The sequence below is a fragment of the Helicobacter cholecystus genome (assembly GCF_003364215.1).
Lineage (GTDB): Bacteria > Campylobacterota > Campylobacteria > Campylobacterales > Helicobacteraceae > Helicobacter_G > Helicobacter_G cholecystus.
Window position 1 is genome coordinate 63,081 of the sequence record NZ_NXLU01000005.1, and the last position, 12,378, is coordinate 75,458.

At 36.2% G+C, this 12,378-nt stretch carries 11 protein-coding genes; 10 read left to right on the forward strand and 1 reads right to left on the reverse strand.

Annotated elements, in window-relative coordinates:
* Nucleotides 1-4: 4 nt before the first annotated feature.
* The 4 genes from rpsD to hemW are packed head-to-tail and all read left to right on the forward strand — an operon-like array spanning nt 5 to nt 3,088.
* Nucleotides 5-631 (forward strand): 30S ribosomal protein S4, encoded by a 627-nt coding sequence (gene rpsD / locus CQA62_RS04910; protein WP_104724884.1) that lies wholly within the window; start codon nt 5-7, stop codon nt 629-631.
* Between the two features lie 15 nt (nt 632-646).
* Nucleotides 647-1,651: a DNA-directed RNA polymerase subunit alpha gene (locus CQA62_RS04915; protein WP_104724885.1), complete on the forward strand. Its 1,005-nt coding sequence runs from the start codon at nt 647-649 to the stop codon at nt 1,649-1,651.
* Between the two features lie 9 nt (nt 1,652-1,660).
* Nucleotides 1,661-2,011: a 50S ribosomal protein L17 gene (gene rplQ / locus CQA62_RS04920; protein ID WP_104724886.1), complete on the forward strand. Its 351-nt coding sequence runs from the start codon at nt 1,661-1,663 to the stop codon at nt 2,009-2,011.
* A 36-nt stretch (nt 2,012-2,047) separates the two neighbouring features.
* Entirely contained in the window at nt 2,048-3,088 is a 1,041-nt protein-coding gene (gene hemW / locus CQA62_RS04925; protein WP_104724887.1) for a radical SAM family heme chaperone HemW, read from the forward strand.
* On the opposite strand, the gene CQA62_RS04930 is transcribed toward hemW, so the two are convergent.
* Nucleotides 3,080-3,415 carry a histidine triad nucleotide-binding protein gene (locus CQA62_RS04930; RefSeq protein WP_104724888.1) on the reverse strand — a complete coding sequence of 112 codons (336 nt, stop codon included), beginning with the start codon at nt 3,413-3,415 and terminating at the stop codon, nt 3,080-3,082. The two genes, hemW and CQA62_RS04930, sit on opposite strands and share 9 nt — an antisense overlap.
* Before the next feature lie 131 nt (nt 3,416-3,546).
* On the opposite strand from CQA62_RS04930, the gene glmU reads away from it, so the two are divergent.
* From glmU to CQA62_RS04960, 6 genes are all read left to right on the forward strand, one after another.
* Entirely contained in the window at nt 3,547-4,857 is a 1,311-nt protein-coding gene (gene glmU / locus CQA62_RS04935) for a bifunctional UDP-N-acetylglucosamine diphosphorylase/glucosamine-1-phosphate N-acetyltransferase GlmU (RefSeq protein WP_104724889.1), read from the forward strand.
* Complete coding sequence (gene argC / locus CQA62_RS04940) at nt 4,854-5,861, forward strand: N-acetyl-gamma-glutamyl-phosphate reductase (protein ID WP_197720401.1); 1,008 nt, start codon at nt 4,854-4,856, stop codon at nt 5,859-5,861. Before glmU ends, argC begins: the two co-directional genes overlap by 4 nt.
* Nucleotides 5,851-6,570, forward strand: coding sequence for a metallophosphoesterase (locus CQA62_RS04945; protein ID WP_104724890.1), 720 nt, complete (start codon nt 5,851-5,853; stop codon nt 6,568-6,570). Before argC ends, CQA62_RS04945 begins: the two co-directional genes overlap by 11 nt.
* 35 nt (nt 6,571-6,605) lie before the next feature.
* Nucleotides 6,606-8,936: a hybrid sensor histidine kinase/response regulator gene (locus tag CQA62_RS04950; protein WP_104724891.1), complete on the forward strand. Its 2,331-nt coding sequence runs from the start codon at nt 6,606-6,608 to the stop codon at nt 8,934-8,936.
* Nucleotides 8,926-9,423, forward strand: a complete 498-nt coding sequence (locus tag CQA62_RS04955; RefSeq protein WP_104724892.1) for a chemotaxis protein CheW — start codon at nt 8,926-8,928, stop codon at nt 9,421-9,423. The genes CQA62_RS04950 and CQA62_RS04955 overlap by 11 nt, the downstream gene beginning before the upstream one ends.
* A gap of 76 nt (nt 9,424-9,499) precedes the next feature.
* On the forward strand, nt 9,500-12,292 hold the full coding sequence (locus tag CQA62_RS04960; protein WP_232006772.1) for an FtsK/SpoIIIE family DNA translocase: 2,793 nt from the start codon (nt 9,500-9,502) through the stop codon (nt 12,290-12,292).
* The last annotated feature ends 86 nt before the right edge of the window (nt 12,293-12,378 follow it).

Consider the following 12,378-nt stretch of genomic DNA (forward strand, 5'->3'; position numbering starts at 1 on the left):
GCAAATGGCAAGATATAGAGGACCAGTTGAGAAAATTGAAAGAAGATTTGGTGTTTCTTTGGCACTCAAAGGTGAGCGAAGACTTGCAGGAAAAAGTGCATTGGATAAGCGACCTTATGGACCAGGACAACATGGACAAAGAAGAGGAAAAATCTCTGAATATGGAATGCAATTGCGTGAAAAGCAAAAAGCAAAGATGATGTATGGTGTGAGTGAAAAGCAATTTAGAAGTCTTTTTAAAGAAGCTAATCGAATCGAAGGAAATACAGGAGCAAATCTTATCCGTTTGATTGAGCAAAGATTGGATAATGTTGTATATCGAATGGGTTTTGCAACAACAAGAAGATTTGCTCGCCAACTTGTAACTCATGGACATATTTTGGTTAATGGTAAAAGAGTGGATATTCCTTCTTATATGGTTGAGCCAGGGCAAAAAGTTGAGATTAGAGAAAAGAGTAAAAATAATGTTCAAATCAATCGTGCAATTGAGCTTTCTCATCAAGTTGTAGCTGTGCCTTGGATTGATGTTGATAAAGATAAGAAGTTTGGAATCTTTACAAGATATCCTGTTCGTGAAGAAGTAGTAGTTCCAATTGAAGAGCGATTGATCGTTGAGTTGTATTCAAAATAATTTAAGGTGGTGTGAATGAAAACGATAAAAACTACTCCATATATTCCAACAGATATTGCTGTTGAGGAAGTGGGTCAAAATCATATCAAGATCACTGCCCATCCTTTTGAGTCAGGGTATGCAATCACTTTTGCCCATCCAATTCGAAGACTTTTGATGTCTAGCTCAGTAGGATTTGCTCCTATTGGAGTTCAAATTGAGGGTGTTGCACACGAGTTTGATTCGATTCGTGGAATTGTTGAGGATGTTTCTCAACTTATCGTCAATCTTAAAAATATTCGCTTTCTTATCCAAGAAAAAGAAGGTGAAGACCCCATTAAATTAAGCTATAGCTTTAAGGGATCTAGAAGTCTTAAGGCTGGAGATTTTAGAAGTGAGGGTGTTGAGATTACAAATCCTGATTTACATATTGCAACAATCAATGAGGGTGCAGAACTTAATTTAAGCATTTTGATCCAAAATGGTATCGGTTATGTTCCAAGTGAAGATATTCGTGGAATATTGCCCGAAGGATTTATTCCACTTGATGCTTTCTTTACACCTGTAAAGAAAGTAACTTATGAAATTGCAAGTGTTTTGGTTGAAGATAATCCAAACTATGAAAAAATTATTTTTGATATTCAGACAGATGGACAAATTGAACCTATGCAAGCATTTAGAAATGCTATTACAATTATGCATTCTCAAATGTCTGTTTTTGGTGCTGATCTTTCTTTGGCAGCTCCTGCATTCTCATCAAAGAATCTTGCTGAGGATAGTGCAGAGCTTAAGACTTTGATGATCCGCATTGATTCTCTAAACTTAAGTGCAAGATGTTTTAATTGTCTTGATCGTGCAAATATCAGGCATATTGGCGAACTTGTCATGATGGAAGAGAGTGCTTTAAAAGCGATTAAAAATTTAGGTAAAAAATCCTATGATGAAATCACAGAAAAACTTGAAGAGTTGGGTTATCCAGTAGGAACAAAGCTCTCAGATAATCTGATTGCTCTTTTTGAAAAGAAAATCAGCAAAAAATAAGGAGGAAATATGAGACATAAGCACGGATATAGAAAGCTTGGAAGAACCTCTTCTCATAGAAAAGCATTGCTAAAAAATCTTTCTATTGCTTTAATTACACATGAGAAGATTGAAACGGGTGTATTCAAAGCAAAAGAATTGCAGTCTTATATTGAAAGGCTTGTAACAACAGCAAGAAACGCAGACTTTAATACTCATAGAGCAATTTTTGCACATTTACAAGACAAGGCTGCAACAAAAAAATTGATCACTCAAATTGCTCCACGCTACAATGGACGCAATGGAGGGTATACAAAAATCCATAGAACACGCATCAGAAGAGGCGATGCTTCTATGATGGCCCTTATTGAGTTTGTATAGGATTCTTTTTAAGGGGTTTTTACCCCTTTTATCTTAATGATTCTTTACCTTCACATCCCTTTTTGCACAAGCAAGTGTGGCTATTGTGCATTTAATTCTTCAAATCATTTTTTTCATCTTCAAGAATCTTATCTTAAGGCTTTGTGTGAGGATATTGTTAAAGAATTAGAGGGAAAAAATTACACTTTAGAGAGTATTTATATTGGGGGAGGGACACCCAATACCCTTTCAAGTCAAGATTATGAGCAGATTTTTAAAAAGATTGCTCAGCATGCAAATTTTTCAAAAACCTGTGAAATTACATTAGAGTGTAATCCCAATCTTTTGCATCAGCAATGGTGTAGGGACCTTAAAAGTATGGGGGCAAGTCGCTTAAGTATTGGTGTGCAAAGTTTTTTTGATCAAAAGTTAGAATTTTTGCAAAGAGAGCATCAAGGAAAAGATATTGTTCACTCTTTAGATCTCGCCCATAGTGCTGGATTTGAAAATTTAAGTATTGATCTTATCTATGGCACACCCCTAGATACAAAAGAAACTCTTCAGGAAGAAATAGCTCTTGCTTCACTCCTTCCTATTAATCATCTCTCTGCTTATTCTCTAAGTATTGATAAGGGTTCAAGATTTTATACTTCTCCCCCTTCTTTGCCTTTAGAAGATATGGGGGATTTGATCTGTGTGGAGCTAGAAAAAAAAGGATTTATACAGTATGAGGTTTCAAATTTTGCCAGAAATTATCGCTGTTTGCATAATTTAGCTTATTGGAGGGCTTCTGAGTATATTGGCTGTGGTGCGGGAGCTGTGGGATTTATCAATGGAGTGAGATATACAAAAACTAGACATATCCCCTCCTATATTAAAGATCCTTTTCATAAAATCCAAGAAGTGCTCAGTCAAAAAGAGCAGTTTTTAGAAAAATTATTTCTAGGCTTACGCTCTGAAATAGGTGTAGAGGTTGAGCTCCTTCAATCTCAAAAAGTGTTTAATCTCCTTAGCGAGGATAAAGCACTTATTGAAAATGGTTTTTTAAAAGTGAAGGATTTTTTTCTAGCTGATGAGATTGCAATCTATCTAAGCTAGTTTTTCCCATTTAAGTTTGGCTCCACCAAGAAGATGGAAGTGAAGATGAGCGACTTCTTGACCTCCATTTTCTCCAACATTAGTAATAAGGCGATAGCCTTGCTCTTTTAATCCTAAAGTTTCTACAACCTGATGGGTAAAGGCAAGGAGTTCACTCATTGTCTGAGAATCTAGGGCATTAAAATCTTTAATTTCTTTTTTAGGAATAATTAATACATGTATAGGGGCTTGAGGGTTGATATCATAAAAGGCTAGGCAGTTTGTGTTTTCAAGCACTTTTTGACAAGGAATTTCTCCATCAATAATTTTTTTAAAGATGCAACTCATCATTTTCTCCTTTTTCATCACGAAATTTTAAGAATTATAATCCACTTTACTCTTTTGTGAATATGCATATTTCAAGGGTTTTGGGGTGAAAAATGATAAAATGCTAGGAAAATTTATTTGTAAGGATGAAAATGGCTCTCTCTGTTGTGATCTTAGCTGCAGGCAGTGGCACAAGAATGAAATCCAGCACCCCAAAAGTTTTGCATAAAATTTGTGGACAAGAGTTATTGCTTTATAGCATTGAAGTAGCCCTTCAATTAAGCGATGATGTGCATATTGTGCTCTATAATCAAGCCCAAAGAGTGCAAGAGGTGTGCCAAAAGAGATTTGGACATAGAGTAATATTTCATCTTCAAGATTTTAAGAATTTTCCTGGCACAGGTGGGGCATTGATCCAAGAAGGCAAGATCATTCCTACAGCTTACTCAAGAGTATTGATTCTAAATGGGGATATGCCCTTAATCACCCCTGCTTCACTGCATACTCTTATTAATGTTAGAGCCAGTATTGTTCTAGGAGTCATTGAGAGTAAAAATCCCTTGGGTTATGGACGTGTTGTGATTGAAAATAAGAGAATTCAGGCTATTGTTGAAGAAAAAGATGCAAATGCTCAAATTAAAAAGATTTGCACAATTAATTCTGGAATTTATATTTTTAACACAGAAGTGCTTGAGACCTATCTTCCACGTCTAAACAATCAAAATGCTCAAAATGAATACTATCTTACAGATATCATTAAACTTGCAGTGAGTGAGGGGGTAGAAATTGAGGGTGTATTTGTAGATGAAGAGGAATTTAGTGGGGTTAATGATAAAGTTCAACTTGCACGTGCTGAGAGAGTGATGCTTGCTCGTCTAAGAGAAGAAGCAATGAGAGAGGGGGTTATTATGCATTTGCCAGAGAGTATTTATTTGGAGAAGAATGTGAGATTTGAGGGAGAATGCGAAGTAGAGCAGGGTACACAATTTTTTGGGGATACACTCATTAAAGATTCGCATATTAAAGCTTACAGTATTGTTAGAGATTCTCAAATCATCTCTAGCGATATTGGACCTATGGCACATATTCGCCCTAATTCTTACATCAAAAAAACCCATATTGGGAATTTTGTGGAAGTCAAAAACTCTAAACTTTATTCTATGAAGGCAGGACATTTGAGCTACTTAGGAGATAGTGAGATTGATGAGGGGAGCAATATTGGTGCAGGAGTGATTACTTGTAATTATGATGGAAAGAAAAAGCATAAAACAAAAATTGGTAAAAATGTTTTTGTAGGTTCAGATTCTCAACTTATTGCTCCAGTGAGTATTGCAGATCATACTCTTATTGGTGCAGGAAGTACAATTACACAAGATAGCAAAGAAGGGGATTTGCTTATCGCAAGAAGTGAACAAAAAAACTTAAAGAATGGATACTTCGTATTTTTTAAGGATAAAAAATGAAAAAAATTCCTGTTGGTATTATTGGGGCAGGGGGTTATACAGGTCTAGAGCTCATTAAGATTTTGCTCTCACATCCCTATTTTACTTTGAGGTATTTGGGTAACACAGAGGGGGAGATGAAAGTGAGCGAACTTTATCCTGCTCTTAGGGGAGTTTTGGATATGGAGATTTGTGCAAGTCAGGCAAGCGATGTGGCCAATGTTTGCGATCTTGTTTTTTTAGCTTTGCCCCATAAGAGCGCAATGGAATTTGCAAAAGAACTTTTGGCTCTTGGAGTAAGGGTTATAGATCTCTCTGCGGACTATCGCTTAGAACTTAATCATTATGAGAGCAACTATTGTGCTCATAGCGATAAAGAGAATCTTTCTCATGCAATTTATGGTCTTGTTGAATATCAAGAAAATCTAATTGCCAAAGCTTCTTTAGTGGCAAATCCTGGGTGTTATCCCACAGCTACACTTTTGGCTCTTTTACCCTTTGTAAAATACATTGAAGGCAGTGTGTTTGTAGATGCAAAAAGTGGAGTGAGTGGTGCTGGAAAAAAATTAAGTCAAACAACTCATTATTGCAGAATCAATGAAAATATGTTTGCTTACTCACCTCTAGAACATCGTCATCAAATTGAGATTGAAGAGAAGGTTAAGCATTTTGCAAATAAACAATTGCAAGTGAATTTTATTCCCCATCTTTGCCCCTTTACGCGTGGAATGCTCGTAAGTGTCTATGCAAGAGTTCAAGGAGATTTTGACCCCTTGAGAGTTTTAAGGGATGCATATAAAAATGCTTCTTTTATTAGGGTATTAGAAAGTGCAAGTGAAGTAAAAAATGTGACAGGGACAAACTTTTGTGATCTTTTTGCTAAAAGAAGGGGCAATGATTTATTTATTAGCAGTGCAATCGATAATTTATTGCGTGGAGCAAGTTCGCAGGCAGTATGTAATGCAAATTTGATGTATTCTCTTCCCCTTGAATGTGGAATTCCAAAGGTTGCCTATGTGCCTTAAGCTCAACAGTGATGCACTTTTTATTGCAGATTCTCATTACAATCATCAAAATTCAAGAGATCTCCTAGGCTATCTTCATTTACTTTTTGATCATCCTCCCTCACAAATTGTTTTATTTGGAGATATTGCACAAGTGCTTGTGGGAAATTTGAAAAGTTCTCTTAAAGCAAATATTGAGCTTATTGATCTTCTGAGTTCATTTGAGAAAACACAAATGATTTGGCTAGAGGGCAATCATGATTTTGCCCTGAGTGCTTTACAAAAAAAAGGATATTTAAATAATACAACCATGATTCCTCGTCAATGTCAGCCCTTACTCGCAGAATTTGAGGGCAAGAGTTATTATTTGGCACATGGGGATTTATTTTTAGGAATAGGGTATGAACTCTATGCAAGAATCTTACGACATTCTCAAGAGATTTTATGGCTTATTGATTGGTTGAGTGGGGGGGAGATTTATGAAGAGTTTGAAGAAAAGCTATATTCTAAGGCAATACGTCAAGAGAATTTTCATTTTTTTGAATTTTCTGCTAGAAGGATTATGGCATATCAAAAATATGCACGTAAACAAGGGGTAAAAATTGATGGTATCATTGAAGGACATTTTCATATTGGCAAGAAAATTGAGATTAAAGGGATTAAATATATTTCACTCCCTGCTTTTTATTTCACTTCTAGAGGAAATGAGATAGCAAAAATCATAAAATAACTTATAATTTTAATAAATTTTTCTTAGGAAGCACCATGGATGAAATGCAAGAGATAATAGAGGATTTTTTAGTCGAATCGTTTGAGATGATTGATCAGCTTGATCAGGATCTTGTTGAGTTGGAGAATAATCCAAAAGACTTGGATTTACTCAATAGAATTTTTAGGGTCGCTCACACTATTAAGGGTTCAAGTTCATTTTTAGGATTTGATGTTCTTACACGTTTGACACATAATATGGAAGATGTACTCAATAAGGCAAGAAAGGGGGATTTGGAAATCACACATGAAGTCATGGATGTGATTTTGGAGTCTGTAGATTTAATGAAGGCATTGCTTGAAGCTATCAAGGATAGTGGGAGTGATGATAAGGGGATTGAAATTGATGGAGTCGTAAGAAAGCTTGAGGTGGTGAGCAATGGTGAATCTCTAACTTCACTTCAAGAAGATGGGGTCAAAGAAGAAAATGAGCCAGTTGTCATTGATGAGAGTGAACGGGATTATTCTAATCTCTCAGCTCAAGAAGTAGAAGCTGAAATTGAGCGACTTTTAGCCCAGCGACAAGAACAGGATCGCCAAAAGCGCAAGGCTAAAAAACAAGCCCAACAAGAACAGGCTACTGCCCAAACTAAGGCAGAGACAAAGACACAAAATAAAATAGAAAAAAAGATAGAAAAAGTAGAAACTCCACGTGAAGAGAGAGTACCCACAACTTCAATTGAACAAACTGTGCGTGTTGATGTTAAGAGATTGGATCACTTAATGAATCTTATTGGAGAGCTTGTGCTTGGGAAGAATCGGCTTTTACGAATTCATGGAGATATCAGTGACAAATATAACAATAATACTCTAAGTGAAGAGCTCAATCAAATTGTAAGCTCAATTTCAACTGTAACAACAGATTTGCAGTTGGCAGTTATGAAGACAAGAATGTTGCCTATTGTGAAGGTTTTCAATAAATTTCCAAGAATGGTGAGAGATCTCTCAAGAGAGCTTGGCAAGAGTATTGAATTTATTATGAGTGGTGAGGAAACCGAGCTTGATAAATCAATTATCGAAGAGATTGGAGATCCCCTTGTTCATATTATTAGAAACTCTTGTGATCATGGAATTGAGAGTCCAGAGGTGCGTGCAGAGCGTGGAAAAAGTGAAACGGGAAAAATCATCCTTAAAGCTTATAATGAAGGAAATCATATTGTCATTGAAGTCCAAGACGATGGAAAAGGTCTTGATCCTGAAGCGCTTAAAGCAAAAGCATTAGAAAAAGGATTGATTACAGATAGAGATGTAGCTACAATGAGCGATAAAGAGGCATTTTCTCTCATCTTTAAAGCTGGATTTTCAACTGCTGCCGCCATTACAAATATTTCTGGACGTGGCGTAGGAATGGATGTTGTAAAAACCAATATTGAAAAACTCAATGGAATTATTGATGTAGAATCTCAGCTTGGTTTTGGGACAACACTTAAACTTAAAATCCCTCTTACTCTCGCAATCATTCAAGCACTCATTGTTGGGGTGCAAGAAGAATTTTATGCTATCCCACTCTCCTCAGTTCTTGAGACTGTAAGAATTTCACAAGAAGAGATTTATACTGTAGATGGAAAAAGTGTGCTAAGACTAAGAGATGAGATCTTGCCACTTGTGCATATGTCAAGTATTTTTGAAATTAAAAATGATTTTGGAAGTGCCAAAGAAATCTATGTTGTGATTATTGGTTTAGCCGAGCAAAAAATTGGGATGATTGTAGATTGCTTGATTGGACAAGAAGAGGTGGTGATTAAATCTTTAGGAGATTATCTTAAAAATATTCAAGGAATTGCAGGGGCAACTGTAAGGGGTGATGGGAAAATTACATTGATTGTTGATGTTGTTGCGATTATGGAGATGGGGAAAAATATTAAAGTTAATCTCAATAAAATCATTGAAGAAAAGCAAATCCAAAATGCCAATCGAACGCCAAAAGACTTTATTGTCCTCATTACTGATGATAGTGCAACCTATAGAGCTATTGCGCAAAATTATCTTCAAGAGTTTGGAGTACAAACCCTAGAAGCACAAAATGGTTTAGAAGCATTAGAAATTCTTAAAAAGAGTGAAAAGAATATTGATGCCGTGCTTGTGGACATTGAGATGCCAAAAATGGATGGCTATACCTTAGCAAGTGAGATGAGAAAAATTAGCAAATTTAGAAACCTACCCCTTATTGCTGTAACAAGCATGAATAGCAAAAATGATCGTATTCGGGGTGTGGAATCTGGAATGACAGAATATATCTCTAAGCCTTACTCCAAAGAATATTTAATCAAAATCATTAAGCGATGCCTAAAGTTAGATGACACGGAAAGGAAAGATAATGACCAATAATGAGAAGCTTAAAGAAATTTTCCAACAACAAAGTTTTAGAGAAGAAGAGGCAGAGCCCCTAGAAAAAACCCTTCAAGTGATTGGTTTTATTGTAGGAGATGAAGAATTTGCAGTGCCAATCCTTAATGTGCGTGAAATCGTTAAACCCATGGAATACACCCGCATCCCTCGAACTCCTGAATATGTTTTGGGAGTTTTTAATCTAAGAGGAAATATTCTTCCATTGATTAATTTAAGACAAAAATTTGGACTTGGGCAAAAGAGTTTTGATGAAGATACAAGATTTTTAGTGATGAATTATCAAGATCAAGTGATTGGCTTTGTGATTGATAAGCTCACAGAAGCATTTCATCTTAAAGAAGAAGAAATTGATTATGCAATTGCGCAAGAAAATAGAGATGATTATCTTATCTATGGTGTAGGTAAGCAAAAAGATAAGCTTATTACGATTTTAAAAACCGAATCGCTAATTAAGAGGGATTTTTAATCCCTATGCCCCGTAGGGTGAGAGAATCATCAGTGAATAAGGACTTCTCATTAAATACTTACTTTTGATTTTATGGTTGATTTTTGTTTTCTTTGAAATCACAATTGCTGTGGGTATTTTTGGTGTAATGGGAAGCTTTGGGGCTCATTTTAGCACTGGAAATTTTAAACTTTTTGGTGCATTAGCTTTGCTTTATCCTCTTGGACTTATTTATCTTGCATATCGCTTTTATCGTTGTAAAAAATTTTCATTGCGAGAGATAGAAATTACTCTAGCAAGTGTTTTGCTCTTTTTGCTTTTATTGATTTTGCAATTTGTGCTTTTCTCTAAAGGGGTGGTAGGAGAGGCCATTGTGATGAAACTCAAACCCTATATAGGGATTTTTGGGGTGAGTGTGGGAGCATTGCTTGGCGTATTTGTATGTGTGCTTACACTTAAAAATGAAGATATTACTGTATGGTTTAAGAGGCTTGACACCACTAGGCTTACACTATTTATAAAATCTTGTTTTAAAGTTTTTATCTCTATGTTCTTGCAAAAAATTTTCTTTCCTTTAGCATTAAGGGTAAGAAAAAGTTATCAGAACATTACAGCACCTAAAGAAAAACTCTCTATTCCATCCATTGAGTTAGAGATGAGTGATGAGGAGAGTGCAAAGCCTCATTTAAATGTCCCCTTGGCTTTAGAAATGCATACAGAAGAAATTATAATGGATGATCTTAAAGATTTGCCTATCTATAGAGATCAGGAAAAAAAGGAGGAAATTTTGTTTGATGATGATATAGAAATTCAAGAATATATTGTGCCACTCAGCAGTGAGAGAAAACAATCAAATATTAAGGTTTTAAATGATGCCCCATCTCCCCAACCCAAGGAGAATCCCTTTTCTTATGATGAGCTTATTAAGCATAGAAGCTCAAGCATTAGCTCAAGTGTGCAGTTGAGAGAAAAAATTAAAGAAAAGTCTGCAAATAAAGAGAATAAACCCAAGGAAGAAATGAAAAAAATTACTCCAAAAGTAATGCCAAGGCCCCTGCAAAATAATCCGCTCTCATCTCTTGCAAATACTCAGAAAAAAAGTGAACCCCAAGCAGATTCCCAAGAAGACCTAGAAGAAGTTTTTGAACTTCCCTTATGGGAGAGAGAGCTTGAGGATGAAAATCTGAAGATGCAAGAAACTATAGATGTAATGGATTCTCAGGTAGAGGCAACACAGGAGAAAGAAGTTGGAGAATCTGTTTTAAAACCCCAAGAGGTGCAAGAGAGTATCCAAGAGCAAAGTGTCAAAGAGATAAAAGAGGAAAATATACAAGATACTCCTCAAGTATTCAGTGCTCCAAAACAATATGCCAATGAGTTTGAAATCACCCCTACACGTTCACGCACAACCCACTCTAAAGTCAGCTCACTTGCAGAGAATGAAGCCTTGCTTCAAAGTATTGATAAAGGTAAACTTGAAGCCCCTAAAGACTATAAGCTTCCTCCGATCTCTCTTCTTGCCTCTGCGCCAGAGCAAAGAAGTAATGAGGTGGATGAGGGAGAGATTGATGAGAAGATTTCAAGTTTACTTGAAAAACTCTCTGTTTTTAAAATTGATGGAGATGTGGAGCGAACTTATTCAGGACCCATTATTACAACCCTTGAATTTCGTCCAGCACCTAATGTTAAGGTGAGCAGAATTCAGAGTTTAGAAAATGATATTGCTATGGCACTTGAGGCTAAATCTATTCGTATCCAAGCCCCAATTCCAGGTAAAAGTGTAGTGGGAATTGAAATTCCAAATAGCACGGTTGAAACAATTTATCTTAGAGAAATTTTTGAATCTGAAATTTTTAAAAATTCAGCTTCTCCTTTGACTCTAGCTCTTGGAAAAGATGTGGTGGGCAATCCTTTTGTGACGGATTTGAAAAAACTTCCTCATCTTTTGATTGCAGGGACAACAGGAAGTGGTAAGAGTGTAGGGGTTAATGCAATGATCCTCTCACTTTTATATCGCAATTCTCCTGATGATTTAAAGTTGATGATGGTTGATCCAAAAATGGTTGAGTTTATGCCTTACACAGATTTACCCCATCTCATTACTCCCATTATCACTGATCCCAAAAAAGCTGTCATAGGACTTGCTAATGCAGTGAGGGAAATGGAGCGAAGATATATGTTGATGAGTCAATCTCGCACCAAAGAAATTGTGAGTTACAATCAAAAAGCTCAAGAGTTGGGGCTTGAAAAATTCCCTTATTTTGTCATCATCATTGATGAACTTGCAGACTTAATGATGACAGCAGGAAAAGAGGTAGAATACTCTATGGCACGGATTGCTCAAATGGGAAGAGCTTCTGGAATGCATCTGATTGTGGCAACTCAAAGTCCAAGAGCAGAAGTGCTTACAGGGCTAATTAAAACCAATCTCCCAGCACATCTTAGCTATAAAGTAGGGACAAAGATTGATGCGGGAATTATTGGTTGTGCGGGGGCAGAAACTTTATTGGGAAGAGGAGATTTGCTCTTTACCCCTCCAGGGGTGAGTGGATTAGTGCGACTGCACGCACCTTGGAGCAGTGAAGATGAAGTGAATCATATTGTAAGTTACATTAAAGACCAAAGAGAGGTGATGTATAACCCACTCTTTTCTCCAGAGGAGAGAGAAAGTCTTGGAGCAATGGATGCAACTGAGCTAGATAGTGAGAGTGCTAGACTTGTTGAAGAAGCTAAAAAAATCATTCTTCAAGATGGAAAAACCTCTATTAGCTACATTCAAAGACGATTAGGGATAGGTTATAACAAGGCTGCAGATATTGTAGAAAAACTTGAACAAATAGGATTTCTCTCTGCACCTAATAGCAAAGGAGTAAGAGAAATTCTAGGATAGATTCCTAAAGTTCCCTTTTCTTTCTTTTTTAGAGGCTTGTGTTACTTTTTTACTCTATAGAAAATTTATACAAGTAGTTTTTGAAT

What these genes read in the sequence shown, in the direction of transcription:
- glmU (WP_104724889.1), top strand. Translation starts at nt 3,547, where the DNA reads ATGGCTCTCTCTGTTGTGATCTTAGCTGCAGGCAGTGGCACAAGAATG.
- rplQ (WP_104724886.1), top strand. Translation starts at nt 1,661, where the DNA reads ATGAGACATAAGCACGGATATAGAAAGCTTGGAAGAACCTCTTCTCAT.
- rpsD (WP_104724884.1), top strand. Translation starts at nt 5, where the DNA reads ATGGCAAGATATAGAGGACCAGTTGAGAAAATTGAAAGAAGATTTGGT.
- CQA62_RS04930 (WP_104724888.1), bottom strand. Translation starts at nt 3,415, where the DNA reads ATGAGTTGCATCTTTAAAAAAATTATTGATGGAGAAATTCCTTGTCAA.
- CQA62_RS04955 (WP_104724892.1), top strand. Translation starts at nt 8,926, where the DNA reads ATGACCAATAATGAGAAGCTTAAAGAAATTTTCCAACAACAAAGTTTT.
- CQA62_RS04915 (WP_104724885.1), top strand. Translation starts at nt 647, where the DNA reads ATGAAAACGATAAAAACTACTCCATATATTCCAACAGATATTGCTGTT.
- hemW (WP_104724887.1), top strand. Translation starts at nt 2,048, where the DNA reads ATGATTCTTTACCTTCACATCCCTTTTTGCACAAGCAAGTGTGGCTAT.
- argC (WP_197720401.1), top strand. Translation starts at nt 4,854, where the DNA reads ATGAAAAAAATTCCTGTTGGTATTATTGGGGCAGGGGGTTATACAGGT.
- CQA62_RS04945 (WP_104724890.1), top strand. Translation starts at nt 5,851, where the DNA reads ATGTGCCTTAAGCTCAACAGTGATGCACTTTTTATTGCAGATTCTCAT.
- CQA62_RS04950 (WP_104724891.1), top strand. Translation starts at nt 6,606, where the DNA reads ATGGATGAAATGCAAGAGATAATAGAGGATTTTTTAGTCGAATCGTTT.